20 protein-coding genes and 1 pseudogene are annotated in these 20,736 nt (G+C 73.7%); 11 read left to right on the top strand and 10 right to left on the bottom strand.

Annotation, left to right across the window (positions count from 1 at the left end):
• Positions 1-71: 71 nt before the first annotated feature.
• Entirely contained in the window at positions 72-1,358 is a 1,287-nt protein-coding gene (locus KV557_RS28060; RefSeq protein WP_218204300.1) for a tetratricopeptide repeat protein, read from the top strand.
• Complete coding sequence (locus tag KV557_RS28055) at positions 1,355-2,818, top strand: nickel transporter (protein ID WP_218204299.1); 1,464 nt, start codon at positions 1,355-1,357, stop codon at positions 2,816-2,818. The genes KV557_RS28060 and KV557_RS28055 overlap by 4 nt, the downstream gene beginning before the upstream one ends.
• Before the next feature lie 40 nt (positions 2,819-2,858).
• Here the strand turns inward: KV557_RS28055 and KV557_RS28050 are convergent, their stop codons facing one another.
• On the bottom strand, positions 2,859-3,572 hold the full coding sequence (locus KV557_RS28050) for a response regulator (RefSeq protein WP_218204298.1): 714 nt from the start codon (positions 3,570-3,572) through the stop codon (positions 2,859-2,861).
• A pseudogene (locus KV557_RS43065) lies at positions 3,569-3,706 on the bottom strand (sensor histidine kinase); the annotation flags it as partial. The gene KV557_RS28050 and the pseudogene KV557_RS43065, both read right to left, overlap by 4 nt.
• A 181-nt stretch (positions 3,707-3,887) precedes the next feature.
• On the opposite strand from KV557_RS43065, the gene hemC reads away from it, so the two are divergent.
• The 3 genes from hemC to KV557_RS28035 all read left to right on the top strand — a co-directional run bounded on the left by hemC (position 3,888) and on the right by KV557_RS28035 (position 7,456).
• The gene (gene hemC / locus KV557_RS28045; RefSeq protein WP_218204297.1) at positions 3,888-4,823 is read left to right on the top strand and encodes a hydroxymethylbilane synthase; all 936 of its coding nucleotides are present in this window, start codon (positions 3,888-3,890) and stop codon (positions 4,821-4,823) included.
• Between the two features lie 193 nt (positions 4,824-5,016).
• Positions 5,017-6,867, top strand: coding sequence for a serine/threonine protein kinase (locus KV557_RS28040; RefSeq protein WP_256178045.1), 1,851 nt, complete (start codon positions 5,017-5,019; stop codon positions 6,865-6,867).
• Between the two features lie 64 nt (positions 6,868-6,931).
• Positions 6,932-7,456 (top strand): hypothetical protein, encoded by a 525-nt coding sequence (locus tag KV557_RS28035; protein ID WP_218204295.1) that lies wholly within the window; start codon positions 6,932-6,934, stop codon positions 7,454-7,456.
• A 111-nt stretch (positions 7,457-7,567) separates the two neighbouring features.
• On the opposite strand, the gene KV557_RS28030 is transcribed toward KV557_RS28035, so the two are convergent.
• Positions 7,568-8,128, bottom strand: coding sequence for a helix-turn-helix domain-containing protein (locus KV557_RS28030; protein WP_374106680.1), 561 nt, complete (start codon positions 8,126-8,128; stop codon positions 7,568-7,570).
• 67 nt (positions 8,129-8,195) lie between these two features.
• Between KV557_RS28030 and def the strand changes: the two genes are divergently transcribed.
• From def to KV557_RS28015, 3 genes are all read left to right on the top strand, one after another.
• Positions 8,196-8,840 carry a peptide deformylase gene (def, locus tag KV557_RS28025; RefSeq protein WP_218204293.1) on the top strand — a complete coding sequence of 215 codons (645 nt, stop codon included), beginning with the start codon at positions 8,196-8,198 and terminating at the stop codon, positions 8,838-8,840.
• On the top strand, positions 8,837-9,478 hold the full coding sequence (locus KV557_RS28020) for a class I SAM-dependent methyltransferase (protein WP_218204292.1): 642 nt from the start codon (positions 8,837-8,839) through the stop codon (positions 9,476-9,478). The genes def and KV557_RS28020 overlap by 4 nt, the downstream gene beginning before the upstream one ends.
• Before the next feature lie 74 nt (positions 9,479-9,552).
• Positions 9,553-10,122, top strand: a complete 570-nt coding sequence (locus tag KV557_RS28015) for a hypothetical protein (protein ID WP_218204291.1) — start codon at positions 9,553-9,555, stop codon at positions 10,120-10,122.
• On the opposite strand, the gene KV557_RS28010 is transcribed toward KV557_RS28015, so the two are convergent.
• Positions 10,106-10,738 (bottom strand): TetR/AcrR family transcriptional regulator, encoded by a 633-nt coding sequence (locus tag KV557_RS28010; protein WP_218204290.1) that lies wholly within the window; start codon positions 10,736-10,738, stop codon positions 10,106-10,108. The genes KV557_RS28015 and KV557_RS28010 overlap by 17 nt on opposite strands.
• A 128-nt stretch (positions 10,739-10,866) precedes the next feature.
• Here KV557_RS28010 and KV557_RS28005 point away from each other — a divergent pair, with 128 nt between their 5' ends.
• Positions 10,867-11,610: an SDR family oxidoreductase gene (locus tag KV557_RS28005; protein ID WP_218204289.1), complete on the top strand. Its 744-nt coding sequence runs from the start codon at positions 10,867-10,869 to the stop codon at positions 11,608-11,610.
• A gap of 90 nt (positions 11,611-11,700) precedes the next feature.
• Here KV557_RS28005 and KV557_RS28000 read toward each other — a convergent pair whose 3' ends face one another.
• From KV557_RS28000 to KV557_RS27990, 3 genes are all read right to left on the bottom strand, one after another.
• Positions 11,701-12,336, bottom strand: a complete 636-nt coding sequence (locus tag KV557_RS28000) for a GNAT family N-acetyltransferase (RefSeq protein ID WP_218204288.1) — start codon at positions 12,334-12,336, stop codon at positions 11,701-11,703.
• 50 nt (positions 12,337-12,386) lie between these two features.
• Positions 12,387-13,817 (bottom strand): SDR family NAD(P)-dependent oxidoreductase, encoded by a 1,431-nt coding sequence (locus tag KV557_RS27995; protein ID WP_218204287.1) that lies wholly within the window; start codon positions 13,815-13,817, stop codon positions 12,387-12,389.
• 136 nt (positions 13,818-13,953) lie between these two features.
• Entirely contained in the window at positions 13,954-15,480 is a 1,527-nt protein-coding gene (locus tag KV557_RS27990) for a carbohydrate binding domain-containing protein (RefSeq protein ID WP_218204286.1), read from the bottom strand.
• Between the two features lie 214 nt (positions 15,481-15,694).
• Here KV557_RS27990 and KV557_RS27985 point away from each other — a divergent pair, with 214 nt between their 5' ends.
• The gene (locus KV557_RS27985; protein WP_218204285.1) at positions 15,695-16,318 is read left to right on the top strand and encodes a GDSL-type esterase/lipase family protein; all 624 of its coding nucleotides are present in this window, start codon (positions 15,695-15,697) and stop codon (positions 16,316-16,318) included.
• 147 nt (positions 16,319-16,465) lie between these two features.
• A complete protein-coding gene (locus KV557_RS27980) occupies positions 16,466-17,419 on the top strand; it encodes an aldo/keto reductase (RefSeq protein ID WP_218204284.1) in 954 nt (317 codons plus the stop codon).
• A gap of 53 nt (positions 17,420-17,472) precedes the next feature.
• Here KV557_RS27980 and KV557_RS27975 read toward each other — a convergent pair whose 3' ends face one another.
• From KV557_RS27975 to KV557_RS27965, 3 genes are all read right to left on the bottom strand, one after another.
• Positions 17,473-18,183 carry a GNAT family N-acetyltransferase gene (locus tag KV557_RS27975; protein WP_218204283.1) on the bottom strand — a complete coding sequence of 237 codons (711 nt, stop codon included), beginning with the start codon at positions 18,181-18,183 and terminating at the stop codon, positions 17,473-17,475.
• Between the two features lie 105 nt (positions 18,184-18,288).
• Positions 18,289-18,963: a nitroreductase family protein gene (locus tag KV557_RS27970; protein ID WP_218204282.1), complete on the bottom strand. Its 675-nt coding sequence runs from the start codon at positions 18,961-18,963 to the stop codon at positions 18,289-18,291.
• A 61-nt stretch (positions 18,964-19,024) separates the two neighbouring features.
• Positions 19,025-20,662, bottom strand: a complete 1,638-nt coding sequence (locus KV557_RS27965; RefSeq protein ID WP_218204281.1) for an ABC-F family ATP-binding cassette domain-containing protein — start codon at positions 20,660-20,662, stop codon at positions 19,025-19,027.
• Positions 20,663-20,736 lie beyond the last annotated feature (74 nt).

The following is a 20,736-nucleotide window of genomic DNA, read 5'->3' as shown; positions in this document are numbered from 1 at the left end:
GGAAGTCGGCCGGTTCGACTTCCTGCGCAGCGGAGTGCGGTGATGGTGGATATTCGGTGAGGTGGGTTGTGGTGGTTCCGGCAAGGCTCAGGGGCCTCGGGGCGGCGTTCGTCGTGGTGGCCTGTGCGGGTGGGCTGCTCGCGCTCGGGCCGCGGGCGGCTGCGCCCGGTGCGGCGCCCGGCGGGGTGTCCGCGTTCGCCTCGCCGGCGGGTGATCCGGTGGCGGACGCCCGGGCCGCCACCGGTATGCGCCCCCAGGACCCCTCCTCCTGGTCGCAGTTGGCGCTCGCCGAGATCGAACGGGCCCGCCTCACCCTCGACCCCGCCGACCTCGCCGTCGCCGAGCAGGCCCTGGGCCGCTCGCTCGTCCTGCGGCCCGACCGGAACTACGAGGCGACCGTCGGCCACGGGCAACTCGCCAACGCCCGCCACGAGTTCACGCGCGGAGCGGAATACGGCCGGCAGGCGGCGGCAATGGCCCCCGACCGGTCCGCCGGGTTCGCGGTGCTCGCCGACGCCGAGATCCAGCTCGGCGACTACCCCGCCGCCACCGCCGCCGCGCAACGGCTGCTCGACCTGGCGCCGACGGTCGCCGCCTACACCCGGGCCGCGTACGACCTGGAGACCCACGGACGGGCGGAGGAAGCCCAACTCCTGCTGGAACGCGGGCTGGAGACGGCGGCCTCGCCCGGCGAGCAGGCGTTCTGCGAGCACCGGCTCGGCGATCTGGCCTGGGAGTCGGGCCGCCCGGCGGAGGCGGAGACCCACTACCGCCGGGCCCTCGCCGCCTCCCCGGGCGACCGGAACGCCGAGGCCGCTCTCGCCCGGGCCCAGGCCGTGCAGGGCGAGCCGGACGAGGCGGCCCGGCGCTATCGGGCGCTCAACGAAAGAGCACCCGTGCCGCAATTCCTCCTGGAGGAAGCGGAGTTGCTGCTCTCCCTGGGCCGCCCGGCAGACCAGCCGCTGACGGCCCTCGCCGCCGAGGCCCGGCTGCTGCGCGCCTCCGGCGGCCCGGTCGACCCGTACCTCGGCCTCTACCTCGCCGACCACGGCGACCCGGCCACCGCCGTTGACCTGTTGCGGACGGAGTGGGCTGCCCGGCACAGCGTGCTGGTCGCCGATGCCCTCGGCTGGGCGCTGCACGCTGCCGGTGACGACCGGGAGGCGATCGGCTACCTCCGCGAGGCCGCCCGAACGGGCTGGCACAGCGCGTTGTTCGACTACCACCTCGGCACGGTCGAGCACGGCCTGGGACTGTCCGAGGGCCGGGACCATCTGCGCGCGGCTTTGGCCCGGAACCCGCATTTCTCGCCGTTGCACGCTCCGCGTGCGGCCGCGTTGCTGGAGGGACCTCGATGAACCGACTCTCCGCCGACCGTGCGGCCATCGCGGCCGCCCTCCTCGCGTTCGGCCTCGCCACGGGCGCACCCGCCGCCCAGGCGCATCCGCTGGGGAACTTCACCGTGAACCGGTACGACGGGCTGCGCCTGCTGCCCGACCGGATCGAGGACGCGCTCGTCGTCGACCTTGCCGAGATCCCCACTGCGCAGGAGCAGGCGGTCACCGACACCGACCACGACGGGCGGATCTCCCCGGCGGAGGCTGCCGCCCGGGCGGCAGTTCGGTGCGGTGAACTCGCGCGGGAGGTCAGGGGGTTGGTGGACGGGAACGCGATGGAGTGGACGGTCTCGGGGGCGGCGCTCTCGTACCGGCCGGGGGCGGCGGATCTGCCGACGGCCCGGCTGACCTGCTCGTTGGTGGCGCCGGCCGACCTGTCCCACCCGGCCGCCGTTTCCTTCGCGTCGGGGGCGGATCCGGAGCGGCTGGGGTGGAAGGAGGTCAGCGCGAGCGGGGATCACGTCCGGTTGACGGCCTCGGACGTTCCGGCGGCGAGCGTGAGCGACGAACTGCGCTCGTATCCCGCCGAGTTGGCGGACCGCCCGCTGGCCGTCCGGTCGGCGGAGCTGCGCACGGAGCCCTCGACGGACGGGCCCGCCCCGGCAGGGGAGGTGGCAGGACCGCGCCGGGCGGCGCCGCCGGTCGTGGGTGAGCCGGTGCTGTTTCCGTCGCTGGAACGCCGGTTGGCCGCGTTCGCCGCGACGCGCGACCTGACCGTCCCGGTCGGGCTGCTGGCGCTCGGCCTCGCGCTGCTGCTGGGGGCGGGCCATGCGGCGCTCCCTGGGCACGCGAAGCTCGCGGTGGCGGCCTGCCTGGCGCGGCGGCGCGGTGGGGTGCGGGCGGCGGTGGCGGTCGGGGCGACGGTGACGGTGACGCACACGGCGGGTGTGCTGGTGACCGGGTTGGTGCTGACCGCGTCGATGAGCCTGGTGGGGGAGCAACTGCTCGGCTGGCTGGGCGCGGCCGGCGGGGCGCTGATCGCGGTGATCGGCGCGGGGCTGGTGGTGGCGGCGATCCGCACGCTGGCGGGCCACCGCAAGCACGACCACCATCATGACCACCACCACGGCCATCACGATCACCACGACCATCACCACCACAGCCGCCTCCCCCTCCTCGGCATCGGCCTGGCCGGCGGCCTGGTCCCGAGCCCGTCCGCGCTGGTGATCCTCCTGGGCGCGGTGGCCCTCGGCCGGACGTCCTTCGGCGTGCTGCTGGTGCTCGGCTACGGCCTCGGCATGGCCCTCGCCCTCACGGCGGCCGGCCTCCTCCTCTCCGGCACCACCACCCGCTTGGCCACGCTCACCACGGCCCGCCTCCCGTCCCTGCGGAGGTACGCGCCCTACGCGAGCCTGGCGACCGCCCTGGTGGTCCTCGCCGTCGGCCTGGGCCTGGCACTGCGCAGCGTGGCCTCGTTGTGACGCACCGCCAGAACTGTGACGCACCGTCAGGCAGTAAGGCTCAGGAGCCGGCCCTCGGCGCGACGAGCCTCGTCTCGTACGCGAGGACGACCGCCTGGGCCCGGTCGCGCAGGTTGAGTTTGGAGAAGATCCGCGCCACGTGCGTCTTCACCGTCGACTCGCTGAGCGTGAGTTCGCTCGCCAGCTCCCCGTTCGACAGCCCGCGGCCCATCAGCGTGAGCACCTCCACCTCGCGCGGCGTGAGCGGCGCGAGGTCGCGGTGGAGGGTGGGGGTGTCGGCGGTGGGGGCGCCGATGGCGAAGCGTTCGACGAGGCGGCGGGTGATGGAGGGGGCGAGGAGGGCGTCGCCGGTGTCGACGAGGTGGACGGCGGCGGCGAGGTGGGCGGACGTGACGTCCTTGAGGAGGAAGCCGCTGGCCCCGGCGGCGAGGGCGGCGTACACGTAGTGGTCGAGGTCGAACGTGGTGAGCATGATGACCCGGCACCCGGGGGCGTGGGCGAGGATGCGGCGGGCGGCCTCCAGGCCGTCCATGCCGGGCATCCGGATGTCGAGGAGTACGACGTCCGGCCGGTGGGCAACCGCCGCTGCCACCGCCTCGGCGCCGTCGGCGGCCTCGGCGACGACGTCGATGCCGCGGGCGGTGAGGATCATGCGGAAGCCGGTGCGGACGAGCTCCTGGTCGTCGGCGATCACCACCCGCGGGCGCCGCTCCACCGCCGGTTCGACCGCCGGTTCGACCGCAGCCCCCGTCACGGCCGGTCCAGCGGGATGCGCGCGCGGACCCGGTAGCCGCCGCCGAGCCGGCGTCGGGCGTCGAGGTCGCCGCCGTAGACGGCGACGCGCTCGCGCAGGCCGATGAGCCCGCGCCCCGCGCCGTCCGCCTTCCTCGTAGGGGCTGCCGATCGCCGAGGTGCTGCACAACGAGTAGCCGCGCCAGGAACGGCGGTAACGGGGGTACGGACGGCCGGGCGGTTGCGCCCGGCCGTCCGCCGTGTCCGTACGAGCGACGTGCCCGAACTGCCTGACGTAGTGTCAAGTGGACTCGTGCGGTCGGCCTATCATCACGCCATGGCCACCGCTGAGCTGATCCGCATCGTCTCCCGCTCCTCACCCATGGCACTCGCCCAGGTGGAGCGCGTCCGCGCCGAACTCGCCGCCCTGCACCCGGGCATCCGCACCGAGGTGGTGCCGGTAACCACCTCGGGCGACCGGTGGATGGGCGACCTCGCCCGGCTCGGCGGCAAGGGCGCGTTCACCAAGGAGGTCGACGCGGCGCTGCTCGCCGGGGAGGCCGACGTCGCCGTGCACTGCCTCAAGGACGTGCCCGCCGACCGGCCACTGCCCGCCGGTACCGTCTTCGCCGCGTACCTGCGCCGCGACGACATCCGCGACGCCCTCGTCCACCCCGGCGGGCTCACCCTCGACGAACTCCCGGCCGGCGCTCGGATCGGCACCTCCTCCGTCCGCCGCGTCGCCCAACTCGCAGCCTCCCACTCGCACCTGGTCTGCGTGCCGATCCGCGGCAACGCCAACAGCCGCCTGGCCAAGCTGGAAGCGGGCGACGCGGACGCGCTGCTGCTGGCCGTCTCCGGGCTGGAGCGGATCGGCGAGACGGCCCGGATCACCGAGGTCCTCGGCGTCGAGGCGATGTGCCCGCCGATCGGCGCCGGCATCCTGGTGCTCCAGTGCCGCGAGGACGACGGCACCACGATCGGGACGATCGCCGGGCTCGGCCACCACGACACCTGGCGCGAGGCCGCCGCCGAGCGGATGTTCCTGCACGTCCTGCAGGGCCACTGCAACAGCCCGATCGCCGGCTGGGCCCACGCCGAGCCGGACGGCCGCCTCTCGATGCGCGGGCGGGTCTTCAGCCCGGACGGCAAGCAGGTGCTGGACGCCCACGAGTGGGCCGGCGCGCTCACCCCCGAGGACCTCGGCACCTCCACCGCCCTGGCCCTCAAGCGACAGGGCGCGCACGAGCTGATCGCGGCGATTCCGCACTGACGGGTCCGTGCGGGTCCCTGCGGTCTCCGGGGTCCCTGCGATTCCGCGCTGGTCAGTGTGCTGACGTCTTCACGGAACGGCAACATCTTTTCCACCGGGGCTGCACCTGCAATGATGCGGAGTCGGCACAGCTGAATTGACGAACAGTCACATTGGGCGGGCGGGCGGACACCGGGGGGTGGACGTGGAGGCGTTGAGACCCACTGATCCGACGACGGTCGGTGGCCGGTACCGGCTGCTCGCCCGGCTCGGCAGTGGCGGGATGGGGGTCGTCTACCTGGGGCGCTCCCCGGGCGGGCGGCTGGTCGCGGTCAAGTGCGTGCACTGGGACCTGGCGACCGACCCGGAGTTCCGCCGCCGCTTCACCCGCGAACTGGAGGCCGTCCGGCGGGTCGGCGGCTTCCACACCGCGCAGGTCGTGGACGCCGACCCGGACGGCGACCCGCCCTGGCTGGTCACCGCGTACATCCCCGGGCCGTCCCTGGAGGCGGCCGTCACCGCGCACGGGCCGCTGCCCGAACCGGCCCTGCGGGTGCTCGGCGCGGGCCTGGCCGAGGCGCTGGAGGCGATCCACGCCGCCGGGCTGGTCCACCGCGACCTCAAGCCGTCCAACGTGCTGCTCAGCGACGACGGCCCCCGAGTGATCGACTTCGGCATCGCCCGCGCCCTCGACGGCGCCTCCATCACCCGCACCCAGGTTGTCCTCGGCACGCCCGGCTACATGGCCCCCGAGCAGATCGCCGGCGGCGTGGTCGGCCCGGCCTGCGACGTGTTCAGCCTCGGCCGGGTGCTCTGCCACGCCGCCGGGTGCTCGCCCTGGGGCAGCGGCGACCCGCAGGTGCTGCTCTACCGGATCATGCACAGCGAACCCGACCTCACCGGCGTGCCCGAGCAGCTGCGGCCGATCGTCGCGTCCTGCCTCGCCCGCCACCCGGTCGGCCGCCCGACCCCCGCCCAACTCGTCGCCCGGCTCGGGCCGCCCGAGTACGACGGGCCCACCGGGTCGTGGCTACCGGAGCCGCTGCGGGCGCGGCCGGCGGTGCCGGAGGCGCCGTGGGTGGAGCCGACGGCACTCCCCGCGCCTCCGTCGGGGCTTCCCGCGGTGCCGCCGGCTGTTCCTCCCACCGTCGGGCGGACGCCCACCGTGCTGTCCAACGTGCCTCCGCCCGGCTGGGCGACGACGCCACAGCCGCCCGTCGGCCGCCGTCGCCGCCGGCTCTGGATGCTGCTGCCGGCCGTGCTCGCGCTCGTCGCCGCGGCTGTCGCCGTGCCGCTGTACCTCCAGCGCGACACCACCGACGCCCACAGCCTCAGCAACGGCTTCGTCACGCAGACCGACGACGGGAGCCCGCCCGACTGCGTCACCGGCGGCACCAACGCCAACGGTGGCGGCGCCGGCCCCACCGCGGAGGGCGGCCTCCCGACGGCGATCCCGACCGACACGCCCCACGCGCCGAACCTGACCACCCCCGCCGACAACGCCACCCTGGAACAGGGCCTCTCGCTCACCCTCAGCTGGGAGAAGACCGGCGCGGTGACCCGGGTCTTCACCAAGGTCGGCAACGGCGACTGGCGCGCCTCGGGCTGGCTGACCTCCAACAACTGCACCTTCAAGCCCACCGAGACCGGGCTCTACCAGTGGGCCGTGGACAGCTCGAACACCTCCACCCACGGGATCGCCAGCGGCTGGAGCAACGTCCGCTACCTGTACGTCAAACCGAAGTACGACACCTCCGCCATCTCGCTCAAGGGCATGCCGACGGCCCCGCGCCTCGTCTTCCCGGACGACCAGGCGGTGGTCCGCGCCGGGCAGCCCGTCCTCCTGAGCTGGGCGGCGTCCGGCACCAGCTCCCAGGTCGACGTCCTGCTGCCGAACGGCAAGTGGCAGCAACTGCCCTGGCAGAGCGGGTCGTCGTACACCTACACGCCGCCGACCCCCGGGACGTACATCTGGAGCACCTTCACGTCGGACAGCGGGAGCTGCGGCGGGACGTCGTCCTGTGTCAGCGGTTCGAGCGAGCAGCGGTACCTGATCGTGCAGTGAGAGCTGCGGGCATGGCGAGAACCGCCTGGGCGTTCGACGCGTCCGTTCGGATGTGATTAGCGGAGTGCTCGGCACCATGCCGATGTTCTGGCCGGGGCTGCTGGTGTCCCTGGTGCCGGCGGCGCTGCTCAACCGGCCCGTGGGGCGGCTGCTGCGCGCGCACTGGGCGGTCGGCTTCGTGCTGCTGCTCGGCCTGGGCGGGGTGGTCACGGCGACCCTCCTGCCGGACGCCTGGCAGCTGTCCGCGGACGCCGTCCGTCACTGCACGGTCAGCGGCGGCCGGCCGCGCTCGCCGCACGAGCTGCTGACGGTCCGGCACGTGGACCTCAAGGTGGCGATGTTCGTGCCGATCGGTCTTGCGGCGGCTTTGGCCGGGACGCGGCGGCGTGCGGCGGTCGCGCTGCTGGGCGCGGCGGCGCTGCCGCTCGCGGTGTCGGCGGTGCAGTACGCGCTGCCCGAGATCGGGCAGGCGTGCGACGTGCAGAACGTGTGGGACGGCCTGTTGGGCGTCGCTCTGGGCGCGGCGGTCGGGGTGCTGGCGGGGCCGATGCTGCGGGCGAGGGGCCGGTGGCTGGACGCGGCGCGGTAGCGGTGTCGCTGCCTCCGGGCTGGCCGCGGTTGGCTGTTTCGCCGCGCGCGGGCCGCTCGTTCGGGTGGTGGCGTGCTGCCTCCCGGCTGGCCGCGTCTCCCTGCAGACCTTTTAGCGCTCGTCGGGCAGGAGCGGGAAGAGCCGCGTCACCGCAGCGACCGGGCGGGCGCCGGCGGGGCGGGCCGCAGGGTTGTGCTCGCGGTCGCGGAACCGGGCGAGGACCTGGCGGACGGCGTCGCCGACGGCCGAAAGCTCGGCGGGGGTGAGGTAGACGACCGCGCTGAACGCGTCGTCGTGCTGCCAGTCGGCCGGGGCCTCGGCGCGGCGGGCGAGCCAGCGCTGGTAGCTCTCGTCCTCCAGGCCGCGGGCCAGCTCGCCGAAGTCGTCGGCCACAGCGGGCCGTTGAGCTTGCGGCAGCCGCCAGGGCCGGGCCCGGCCGTCGGTCGGCGGTGCCTCCTCGATCAGGCCGTACCGGGCGAGCTGCCGCAGGTGGAACGAGCACAGCCCCGAGCTGTACCCGAGCCGGGCCGCCGCCTCGGTGGAGGTGAGGGTCCCGCGCTCGGCCAACAGCTCCAGCAGGGCCGTGCGCACGGCGTGTTCCGGGAGGGCGCCGGTGGCGGTCACGCCTTCGGTCAGATCTCCGGTCGCATCGTCGGTCGCGTCTTCGGTCACTTTGCAAAGTCTGCTACTTTGCAAAGTAGATCGCAAACCGCCATGCCCGCCCACCGAGGGAGCGCCGATGTCCGACCTGCGTGAACGCCCGACGATCCTGCGGATCACCGAGATCGGGGAGCAGATCCTGCACCGCCCGTGCCGCCCGGCGGGCGCCGAGGACTTCGGCAGCCCGGAACTCGCCCGGCTGATCGAGGAGATGTTCGCGACGATGTACGTCGCGGACGGCGCCGGGCTGGCGGCGAACCAGGTGGACGTCGACCTCCGGCTCTTCGTCTACGACTGCCCGGACGACGACGGCGTCCGCCACGTCGGCCACCTGCTCAACCCGGTCGTCGAACCGCAGGCGCCGGGACGCCGCTTGATCGAGGACAACGAGGGCTGCCTGTCCGTGCCGGGCGCCCACGCGACGCTGGCCCGGCCCGCTCACGCCGTGGTGCGCGGCTTCGACCAGCACGGAAACCCCCGGACGATCACCGGCACCGGCTACTTCGCCCGCTGCCTCCAGCACGAGACCGACCACCTGAACGGCCACATTTACGTGGACCGCCTCGCCAAGCGGGACCGCAAGGATGTGTTGCGCCAGAGCGCCGACCGCCGGGCGGACGTGTTCGCCGAGCGGGCCGTCGCGGCGGATCGGTTGAACTGGCCTGGCCCGATGGAGGGTTGCGACCCGTCCTGTGGGTGCCGTCGGGCAGAATCGCCTGCGTGACCGACCCCGCGTACCTGGCCGCCGTCCGCGACTCCTACGACACCGTCGCCGCCGACTACCTCCAACGCGTCATCCCCCCGGAGGAGATGGACCCGGTCTCGCGCGCGATGCTGTCCGCCTTCGCCGAACTCGTCCAAGCGGCGGGCGGCGGCCTGGTCGCGGACCTCGGGTGCGGGCCGGGGCGGGTGACGGCGTACCTGGCGCGGCTCGGGCTGGCGGCGTTCGGCGTGGACGTGTCGGGCGAGATGGTCGCCCTTGCCCGCCGCGCGTATCCCGAACTCCGCTTCACGCACGGCTCGATGGCCGTCCTCGACCTCGCCGACGGCACTCTCGGCGGCATCCTGGCCTGGTACTCCGTGCACCACACGCCGCCCGCCCAACTGCCCGCGATGTTCGCCGAGTTCCGCCGCGTGCTCCGTCCCGGCGGCCACCTGCTGCTCGGCGGCCATGCCGGCGACGCCCACCTCCGGCCGGCCGAGGCGTACGGGCACCCGGTGTCCTACGAGTCGCACCTGATCCCGGCGGACCGGCTCGCCGACCTGCTCGCACAGGCCGGGTTCACCGTCAACTCCCTTCTGGAGCAGCCGCATCCGGCGCGGGCGGACCGGTCGTACGTCTGCCTTCTGGCGTACGCCTAGGTGGCTCTTCCGGGGGAGTCGGTTCGGCCGTGCGGTCGACGTGGAGCCCCCGGGGTGTCGGTGACGGTGGACCCATGCCGATCACACTCCCCATGGGCGACACCGAACGCCCAGTCCCCCGCTGGGCCCTCCGGCTGGCCAAGGCCCTTCCGTTCATCGTGCTCCCGCACTGCCTGTGGCGGCTCCCGTTCGCCGTCGACTTCAGGATGGGCTCCATCGATCCGAACGCCCCGACCGTCGTCCCCTGGTGGACGCCGCTCTACGTGGTCGGCCTCAGCGTGCTCACCGAGGCGCTGTGCCTGCTCACCACCGGCCTCGTCGCGGGCTGGGGCGAGGTGTTCCCGCGCTGGATCCCGTTCCTCGGCGGGCGCCGGGTGCCCCCGCTCGCGGCGGTGATCCCGGCGACGCTGGGCGGCCTGGTCCTGGTCGCGCTGTTCGACCCGATGCCCCTCGCCTGGGTCGGCGTCCTCGACGAGGTCGGCTACAGCAACGGTTGGTGGCTGGCGCTGGCCAGGGTGTGCACCGGCGGGGCGATGCTCTGGGGGCCGATCGTCCTGGCCCTGGCCTGGGCCTATTGCCGACGCCGGGGACTCACTCGCCGGTCGGGACTCACTCGCCCGCGGGGACTCACTCGCCTCCCGTGACGAGGGACTGGGCCAGGCGGTCGGCCACCGTCCGGTCCAGTGGCGCGTGGCCGAGCAGGAAGCGGTACCAGAAGACGCCGTAGACCTGGTCCACGATCAGGTCGAGGTCGGCGCCCACGGGGAGTTCGCCGCGCTGCCGGCCGCGGTCGAGGAGCTCGCGCAGGGCCGTGCGGCGGGCGGCGGTGAAGGTCTGCATCAGCTCGGCGAGGTGGGGGTCGCGGGCGGCCTCGCGGACCAGGGTGCGCAGCGCGGAGGCGGTGGTGCCGCGCTGGGCGGCGTCGAAGGTGGTGGCGATGAAGGTCTGCAGGTCGGTGCGGAGGATGCCGGTGTCGGGGCCGGTGACGTCCTGGTCGGCGCGGTCGGTGAGGGCGTCGAGGAGGACGGCGCCCTTGGAGGGCCACCAGCGGTAGACGGTCTGCTTGCCGACGCCGGCCGTGCGGGCGATGGCGTCGATGGTGACGGGGGTGCCGTCGGAGGCGGCGAGCAGCTGGAGGGCCGCATCGAGGATCGCCTGGTGGGCGGCCTCGTTGCGGCGGCGTCCGGTGTGCGGGCGGGTGGCGCCCGGCTGGGGGGCGCCCGGCTGGGGGTCGGTCGGCTGGGGGTTGGTCGGGTTCATCGGTCGTCCTCTCTCTGCCCCGTCCTGCCTTCGCTTGACAAGACTAGCAGTCTCGGCAACCATCATTACCGGAACTCGCGGTCTCGACAAGTTCCAGCAAGCCCGACCAGCCGGAAGGAAGCACCACCATGAGCACTTCGGCCCCCCTCTTCACCGGACAGCACGTCGTCGTCATGGGCGGCAGCTCGGGCATCGGCGAGGCCGCGGCCGCCGCGTTCGCGGCCGACGGCGCGGAGGTCGTGATCACCGGCCGGGACCGGGAGCGGCTGGACGCGGCCGTCGCCCGGATCGGCGGCAAGACCACCGGCGCGCAGGTGGACGCGGTCGACCCCGAGGCCGTCGCGGCCTTCTTCGCCGACGGCGGCACTGTCGACCACCTGGTCGTCGCGGTCAGCGGCGCGGCCGGAAGCGGCCCGTTCGCGCAGCTCGACCTGGCCGACCTCGCGACCGGCTTCGACGCCAAGTTCTGGCCGCAGGTCCGCGTCCTGCAGGCGGCGCTGCCGCACCTGCGGGCGGACGGGTCGGTCACCCTGATCACCGCGGCCTCGGCCCGCGCCGCCTTCCCGGGCACCGCCGGGCTGGCCGCCATAAACGGCGCGCTGCAGGCGATGGTCCCGCCGCTGGCGGTCGAGCTGGCGCCGCTGCGGGTCAACGCGGTGTCGCCCGGCGTCATCGACACCCCGTGGTGGGACCGCGTCCCGGAGGAGCAGCGCAAGGCGCTGTTCGACGGCCTCGCCGCCACCACCCCGGTCGGCCGGGTCGGCCGCCCCGAGGACGTGGCGCGGGCGATCCACCTGTTGGCGGCCAACACCTTTGTGACGGGCGTGGTGTTCGACTGCACGGGCGGCGCCAACCTGCCCACCGGCCGCTGAGGGAAGGAGAGTTGGTCGTGCCTCGCGTCGGGCGCGATCAACTCTCCGGCTGATGGCGCTGCGCGCGGCACTCGTGGTGCCGCGCGCCGGTCACGTTCGGCGGACGAAGCCCGCCAGCAGGCCGTGCAGTTCCCAGCCGAGTGACTCGTACAGCGCCCGGCCCTCCTCGGTGGCGCCCAGGATTGCCGTCTCCGCCCCGGCCTCGGCGGCGGTGCTGGAGAGCAGTCGCATCACCGCGCTGCCGAGTCCGCGGCGCTGGTGGGCGGTGTCGGTCTCGACCCGGTCGACGACGGCGATGTGGCCGCGGACGGCCATGAACCCGCCCGCCGCCACCTCGCCCGCTGCCGTCCGGACCTGGACGCGGGTGACGCCGTCAGCGGTCTCGGCCGACGCCTCGTACCCGGCCGGCAGCTGGACGGGCTCCTGGCGGCTCAGCGCGGCCGTCATCATCAACTCGTCGGCGGAGGACTCCCATTCGGGGCCGAGCCACTGCAGCCCGAGTTCCGGATCGACGAACCCCTTGACCCGCGCGAACGGCCGGTCGGCGGCGTCACCGGCGGCCCGAAGGCTCGCCTCGTCCGGGTGCAGCAGCACGTGCCGCACCGACTCCCGGCGCCGTCCGACGTCCACCCGCAGCCCCCACGGCACCTCCACCGGCACCGGACACTGCCGCGCGGCCGCCAGCCCGTGCACCCAGGCGTGCGTCAACTCCGTGCTCAGTGCCATGCGTTCCCCCCGCTGTGAAGACCTTGATCACCGGCTACCGTACCCGGCCGTCACCACTCCGCCTCCCGGTAGTCCTTGAGGAACACGCCCGACACCGGGGAGCCGGACTCGCCGCGGACGATGGGGTCGTAGACGCGGGCGGCGCCGTCGATGATGTCGAGGGGTGTGCGGAAGCCCTGGGCGGCGACGTGGGTCTTCTTGGGGGCGGGGTTCTCGTCGGTGATCCAGCCGGTGTCGACGGCGCACATGTGGACTCCCTGGGTGGCGAGTTCGCCGGCGCTGGTGCGGGTGAGCATGTTGAGGGAGGCCTTGGCCATGTTGGTGTGGGGGTGGCCGGCGGTCTTGTTGCGGACGGCGAAGCGGCCCTCCACGGCGGTCACGTTCACGATGTAGCGGCGCGGGTGCGGGGCGGCGAGGAGGAGGGGGAGCAGGCGGTCGCAGAGGAGGGCGGGGGCGAGGGCGTTGACGAGCTGGGTCTCCAGGACCTCCGCCGGGTCGAGCCCGCCGAGCCGGGCGGACCAGGAGTTGCCGGGCGCGAGGTCGGGCAGCAGGCCGGCCTCGTCCGGAAGGGCGAGCAACCCGTGGGCAGGCGAAGGGAGTTGGTCCAGTTCGGCAGCCGGCCACGCGGACGTGAGCGCGGGCATCGGCCGGAACCCCGGGGCGTGCACGACCGCACCGCGGGAGGAGGCGGGCAGCGCGGTGTGCTCCCCGGCGGCGAGCAGGGCGTACGACTCGGGCGGGCGGCGCAGGGTCTGCGCGGCGTTGTTGATCAGGATGTCCAACGGGCGGCCGTCGGCCAGCAGTTGCTCGGTGAGCCCGAGGACCTGGCGTGGGTCGCGCAGGTCGATGCCGACGACGGACAGCCGGTCCCACCACTGCTCGCTGCCCTCGGCGGTGCGGAAGCGGCGGACGGTGTCGTGCGGGAAGCGGCTGGTGACGGTCAGCTCGGCGCCGTCGCGCAGCAGCATCAGGGCGAGCTGGAAGCCGATCTTGACCCGCCCGCCGGTGAGCAGCGCACGCCGGCCCCGCAGGTCGGTGGCGAGGTCGCGCCGGGTGGTGTTGTCGGCGGCGCAGGCGGGGCAGAGCATGTGGTAGAAGCCGTCGACCTGGTGATAGTGCTGCTTGCAGACATAGCACCTGCGCGGTATTCGCAGCTCCCCGACCGGTCCGTCCGCCGGGGCGAGCGGGGCGTCCTCACGGCGGTCGCGGGCGCCGGTGGCGGTGGTGGCGAGCAGCGCGGCGTCGGCCCGCCGTACCTGGTGCTTGGCGTCCTGCTTGCGGCGCTTGCGGCTCTCGCGGACGAAGGAGCTCAGCTGCCGCTCGGCGTTCAGGCGGAGGCGGTCGTCGAAGGGGAGGGCGCGCAGGCGGCCGAGGGTACGGCTGAACGCGGCGAGTTCCTCGGCGGTGATCCCGGCCACGCACGCGGCGGTGCTGTTTCCGTGGATCTCGACGGGATGGTTCTCGTCAGTTCGGACCGTCATGTCCGCCCCCTCGTGTCGTGCGGTGGGACGGACTGTAATCGACGACCGCGGACGATGTGACCTCAATAAATCCGGGAAACACCGAGGTGCCGGCGGCCCCCCGGCCCACCGGCACCTCGGATTCGGCAACGCCCGATCAGCCCGCGTACTGCGAGAAGATCTTGGCGAACTCGTACGGCTGCTGCGGGATGTTGGTGCACTTGGACAGCGAGCCGGTGCAGGCGTTGGCGTCGCGGGTGGCGTCCCAGAAGGCCAGCAGGCCGAGGTGGTTCTGCCGGGCGAAGGTCACCAACTGCTGGGCGGCGGCCTGGTTGTAGATCTGGTGGTCGTCGTTCTCGCCGATCATCGGGGTGACGCCGACCATCGCCCACAGCTGGGCGTCCGTCTTCGCCGGGTAGAGCGCCTTGAGCTGGCCGAACTCCGCCTGGGCGGCCTGGACCGCGGCGTTCCCGTAGTCGGTGCCGGCGCGGTAGTAGTCCATCGCCATGATGTTCACCAGGTCGACGTTGACGCCCGCGTCCCGGGCGGACCTGACGATGGCGACGCCCTCGGCGGTGAGGCCCTCGGGCAGGACGGGCAGGGTGAACGAGACCTTGAGGCCCGGGTTCGCCTGCTGGAGCTTGGCGAGCGCGGCGGAACGGCGGTCGTTGGAGGCGGTGTCGGCGATGGCCGCGCCCTCGATGTCGAAGTCGACGTAGCGCAGGTTGTAGGCCTTGACCACGGCGTCGTACTCGGCGAACAGCGAGTCCACGGTGGTGCAGGCGGCGGCGAGTTCGGTGCCGCCGGCGCCGCCGAAGGAGAGCTTGACGTCGCCGCCGGCCGCGCGCAGCGCGTCGATCTGGTCCTTGGCCCAGCCGGTGCGCGGATCGTAGGCGTTGAACCAGCTGGCCTTGCAGCCGACGCCGGTGACGAAGCCCATCGTGTAAGCCTTGAGGTTGCCGGCCTTGGCCATGTCGGGCATGGACGGGGTCGGCCAGGCGCCCATGTCGATGTAGGGGGCGACGGGGACGGCGACGTTCGGCGGCGGGGTGGTCGGGCCGCCCGTCGGGGTGCCGGTCGGCGTCCCGGTCGGGGTGCCGGTGGGCGTTGCCGTGGGCGTGCCGGTCGGGCTGGGGTTGCCGCCGCCGGGGCCGGTGAGCGTGACGTCGTCGGCGAGGTAGGCGCCCTGCCCGTACCAGCCGTGCAGGTAGACGGTGACGCTGGTGGTGCTCGGGCCGGTGGTGAAACCGGTGCTCAGCTGCTGCCAGTCGGGGCCGCCGACGGTCCAGATGGCCGGGTCGGTGACGCCGCTGCCGGTGGCGCCGAGGTACACGTACTGGCCCTGGACCCAGGCGCTGAGCGTGTACGTGGTGTTGGGCTGCACGGTGACGGTCTGGCCGCACTGTGCGGTGTCGCTGGCGGTGGCCGCACCCTTCAGCGCGTAGGTGCCGCTGTGGGCGCCGGAGTTGACGACGCTGCCGGTGGCGCCGGAACAGCTCCAGGGGTCGAGTGCGCCGCTCTCGAAGCCGGGGTTGGCGAGCAGGTTGCCGTCGGCGGCGCCGGCGTTCCCGGCGAGTACGGCGAGCCCGCCGGCGGCGAGCACGGTGGCGGCGGCGAGGCTCAGCAGCTTGGTGCGGCTCGCGGGGCGGCGGTGCGTGGGGGCGGGCTGGGGCGCGCTGGGCATGGGGGTGCCTCTCGGGCGTGGGAAGGGTGTGGGGGCGGAGCGCGGCGCTGAGGATCAAACTGGACTAGACCAGCTGTGCACGTCAAGCGTTTCCGGGGCGTCAAAAGCTCGGCGTGGGAAGGTTTTAGGAACGGTTTAAGGCGTGCGGCCGGCCCGCCGGCACCTCCTGCCGCCCCGCCTGCACCTCCCGCGCCTCGCACCCTAGGGTGAGCCGATGACCACTCCTACGATCAACGACCCCTTCGGTGGCCCGCGCGTCTGCTTCCTCGGCGACTCCTTCGTCCAGGGCCTCGGCGACCCGGAGTTCCGCGGCTGGGTCGGCCGGGCGCTCCAGGCGGCGGCCCCGGACGCGACCGCGTTCAACCTGGGCATCCGCCGCAACACCTCCGAGGACGTGCGGCTCCGCTGCCGGGCGGAGGTCGGGGCGCGCATCCTGCCCGGCGCCGACAACCGCCTGGTGCTCTCGGTGGGCGCGAACGACGCGATGACGGAGGACGGCGCGCCCCGGGTCGGGCACGACCGCACCCTGGCCAACCTCGCGGCGCTGCTCGACGGCGCGCGCGAGCGCGGGATCCGGACGTTCGTGGTCGGCCCGCCGCCGGTGGTCTGCGGGGGAGCGGAGCACCTGGAGCGGCTGCTCGCCCTCGCCCCGGTGATGGCCGCGCTCTGCGCCGAGCGCGGAGTGCCGTTCGTGGACGTCACCCGCGCCCTCGCCGAGGACGCGACGTGGGTCGCGGAGGCCAATGCGGCGGACGGCGCGCACCCGGGCGTTGGCGGGTACGGACGGCTGGCGGGGCTGGTGCTGGGCGGCGGGTTCGGCGACTGGATCCGGGCGTGATCCGGAAGGGGCTTGACCTTGAGTGCACTCCAAGGTGAAGGCTGTGACCTGTTGATCCACCCGCTCACTGATCCACCCACTGACCCACCCGCTGATCCACCCGCGAAGTACGACCGCGAACTCCGCAGAGCAGATTGGAACACCGTCATGCGCACCGCCACGTTCGGCACCAACGGCCCGGAGATCGGCGTCCTCGGCCTCGGCTGCATGGGGATGACCTGGGCCTACGACGTGCAGAGCCGGGACGACGAGAACTCCGTCAAGGTGATCCGGCAGGCGCTGGACCTCGGCGTCACCCTGATCGACACCGCCGACATGTACGGCCCCTTCACCAACGAGGAGGTGGTCGGCGCCGCCCTGGCCGGCCCGTACCGCGAGCGCGCGTTCCTCGCCACCAAGGTGGGCATCGTCCCGGGCGGGAGCGGCCAGGCGTCCCGCGACGGCCGCCCCGAGCACGTGCGCCGCTCGATCGACGACAGCCTGCGCCGCCTCGGCACCGACCACGTCGACCTCTACCAGCTGCACCGGGTCGACCCGGCCGTCCCGATCGAGGAGACCTGGGGCGCGCTCGCCGAGACCGTGGCGGCCGGCAAGGTCCGCCGGATCGGGCTCTCCGAGGTGACCGTCGAGGAGATCAAGCGGGCCCAGTCGGTCCACCCCGTGGCCTCTGTGCAGTCCGAGCTCTCGCTCTGGACCCGGGACGTGCTGGCCGACGTCCTGCCGTACACCGAGGAGCAGGGCATCGCCTTCCTGCCGTTCTCGCCGCTCGGCCGGGGCTTCCTGACCGGCAGCATCGCCTCCTTCGACGAGCTGCCGGCCGACGACTTCCGCCGCCGGCTGCCGCGCTTCCAGCAGGACGCGCTGAAGGCGAACCTGGCGCTGGTCGCGAAGGTCAAGGAGGTCGCCGACCGGATCGGCGCGACGCCCGCGCAGGTGGCGCTGGCCTGGGTGCTGGCGCAGGGGCGGTACGTCTTCCCGATCCCGGGCACCAAGACGCCGCGCTACCTGGTGGACAACGCGGGCGCGGCCGACGTCGTGCTGTCGGCGGCCGACCTCGCCGAGCTGGACGCGCTGCCGGCACCGACCGGCGACCGCTACTGATCCGGCTGCCGATCCGACTACCGGTCCGACTACCGGTCCGTCTACCGGTCCGTCTACCGGTCCGTCTGCCGGTCCGTCTGCCGGTTCGTCTGCCGGTTCGTCTGCCGGTTCGTCTGCTGGTCCGGCTGCTGATCCGGGCCCGACTGCTGATCAGGCGAGGGACGTTCCTTGACCCAGATCTGCTGCCGTCCGGTCTCCGCCGGGGCCCGGACGGCAGCCCGGGCGATCCGGTCCAGGCGGTAGCCGAGCTTGCGCGGGACGGCCGCGCTGGCGCCGTTGGCCTGGTCGCAGCGGATCTCCACCCGCACGATCCCGGGCAGCGCCAGCGCGGCCGAGGTCAGTGCCTCGGCCGCGGTGGTGGCGATGCCGCGGCCGACGTACCGGGCGCCCACCCAGTAGCCGATCTCCAGCGCGCCGGGGCCGATCCGGCCGTGCAGGCCGGACGCGCCGATCACGCGGCCGGGTTCGGCGTCCGGCACGACCAGGTACATGAAGTCGGTGCCCGCCTCCCAGGCCGCCGCGCCGGCCCGGGTCAGCTCGGCGGTCCGGGCCCGGCTCGGGGCCTCGGCCGCCCACTCCAGCCAGGGCCGCAGGTGGTCCAGGTTGGCGCGGACGGCCTTGTTGAGCGCCACCGTGTGCGAGGTGCGGCGGCGCAGCAGCGAGACCCCGCCGGACAGCCGCAGCAGCTCCGGCGGGCGGCCGGCGGTCACCTCGTCCGGTGCCGCCACGGCGCGCTCACAGGACCGTTGCTGGGCATGGCTCATGACGGCGATTATCGCCTTGGCCCGGACCCGTCACCAACGGAGCACTCCCGGCGGATCAGAGCAGATCAGCGCGGGTCAGCGCGGATCAGGGCGGATCAGGGCGGTTCAGAGTCGCACCAGCACCTCGTCGAGCTCCTTGCGCCGCAGATCCGGCACGCGCGCCCCCTCGGCCGGGTAGCCGACCGGGATCACGTACGCGGCGCGCTCCTCCGCCGGGCGCTCGCACACCTCGTTGAGGAACTTCATCGGGCTCGGTGTGTGCGTCAGCGTGGCCAGCCCGGCCTGGTGCAGCGAGGCCAGCAGCAGCCCGACCGCGATCCCCACCGACTCCTTGGTGTAGTACGGGCGCGGCGAGTGCGGCCCCTTGTGCACCTCGAACACGACGATCACCGCGGGCGCGTCCTCCAGGAACGGCTTGTGCCAGTCGGTGCCGATCGGCGCCAGCGCGGCCAGCCACTCCTCCGACGCCCGGTGCGCGTAGAACTCGCGCTCCTCCGCCTCGGCGGCCTCGCGCAACCGCCGCTTTCGCTCGGGATCGGTGATCACCACGAACCGCCACGGCTGCACGTGGGCGCCGCTGGGCGCGGTGTTGGCGGTCCGGATCGCCCACTCGACCACGCCGTCCGGGATCGGGCGGGTGGCGTAGTCGCGGACGGTCCGGCGCTGCGCCATCACGTCGTGGAAGGACCTGCTGCGGGCCTCGGCCTCGTGGGCCGGCACCGTCATCGGGGTGAGGGGGACGGTCGGGTGGGGCGTCCCTGCCACTGCACTGTCAACCATGGCCGACAGCACAGCACATGACGGTTCCGACCGGAAGAGGTCGAGACCAATCGCGCAGCGCCTACCGCTCGTGCACGCGCCCGTCCCGGACGTCCAGGCGCCGGTTCACCGTGACGGCGTCCAGCATCCGCCGGTCGTGGGTGACCAGCAGCAGCGTGCCGGTGTACGAGGCGAGCGCGGACTCCAGCTGCTCGATCGCGGGCAGGTCCAGGTGGTTGGTGGGCTCGTCCAGCACCAGCAGGTTGACCCCGCGCGCCTGGAGCAGCGCGAGCGCGGCGCGGGTGCGCTCGCCGGGGGAGAGGGTGGCGGCCGGGCGCATCACGTGCACCGCCTTCAGGCCGAACTTGGCCAGCAGGGTGCGCACCTCCTCCGGCGTGAGCTCCGGGACGGCGGCGGCGAACGCGTCCGACAGCGGCTCCCCGCCCAGGAACAAACCGCGCGCCTGGTCCACCTCGCCGACCACCACGCCGGAGCCCAACGTGGCGCCTCCGCCGTCGAGTTCGAGCCGGCCGAGGAGTGCGGCCAGCAGCGTGGACTTGCCCGCGCCGTTGGCGCCGGTGATCGCGACCCGGTCGGCCCAGTCGATCTGCAGGTCCACCGGGCCGAACGCGAAGTCGCCGCGGCGGGCGGTGGCCCCGCGCAGGGTGGCGACCACCGAGCCGGAGCGCGGCGCGGTGGCGATCTCCATCCGGAGCTCCCACTCCTTGCGGGGCTCCTCGACCACGTCCAGCCGCTCGATCATCCGCTGGGTCTGCCGGGCCTTCGAGGCCTGCTTCTCGGTGGACTCGGCGCGCATCGCGCGGCCGATCTTGTCGTTGTCGGAGGACTTGCGGCGGGCGTTGCGCACGCCGTGCTCCATCCAGCCGCGCTGCATCCGGGCCCGGGCCTCCAGCCCGGCCTTGGTGTCGGCGTAGTCGTCGTACTCCTCGCGGGCGTGCCGGCGGGCCACCGCCCGCTCCTCCAGGTACGCTTCGTAGCCGCCGCCGTACAGGTTGACCTGCTGCTGGTGCAGGTCCAGCTCCAGCACCCGGGTGACCGTCCGGGCCAGGAACTCGCGGTCGTGGCTGATCAGCACGGTGCCCGCGCGCAGGCCCTTGACGAAGGCCTCCAGCCGCTCCAGGCCGTCCAGGTCGAGGTCGTTGGTGGGCTCGTCGAGCAGGAAGACGTCGTAGCGGGAGAGCAGCAGCGAGGCGAGGCCGGCCCGGGCGGCCTGGCCGCCGGACAGCGCCGTCATCGGCAGGTCGAGCGAGACCTTCAGGCCGAGCGAGTCGGCGACCTCCTCGGCGCGCTCCTCCAGGTCGGCGCCGCCGAGGTCCAGCCAGCGGTCCAGGCTCGTGGCGTACGCGTCGTCGGCGCCCGGGCGGCCCTCGACCAGGCCCTCGGTGGCCTCGTCCAGTGCCGCCTGCGCCGCCGCGACGCCCGTCCGGCGGGCCAGGAAGGCGCGGACCGACTCGCCCTCGCGCCGTTCCGGCTCCTGCGGCAGGTGGCCGACGTTGGCGCTCGCCGGGCTGAGCCGCAGCGAGCCCGCCTCGGGGGTGTCCAGCCCGGCCAGCAGCCGCAGCAGGGTCGACTTGCCGGCGCCGTTCACACCGACCAGGCCGATCACGTCGCCGGGGGCGACGACCAGGTCCAGGCCGGAGAAGAGGGTGCGTTCGCCGTGGCCGGCGCTGAGGTCCTTGACTACGAGTGTGGCGCTCATGATGAGCCCGATTGTAGGAGGGAAGGGGCGGGCGGCGGAAAAGCGCCGGGGGCCGCGGCTGGTTCCTCAGCCAC

Source organism: Kitasatospora aureofaciens, assembly GCF_019192735.1.
Taxonomy (GTDB): domain Bacteria; phylum Actinomycetota; class Actinomycetes; order Streptomycetales; family Streptomycetaceae; genus Kitasatospora; species Kitasatospora aureofaciens_A.
This window is presented reverse-complemented; position numbering and strand designations above follow the sequence as displayed.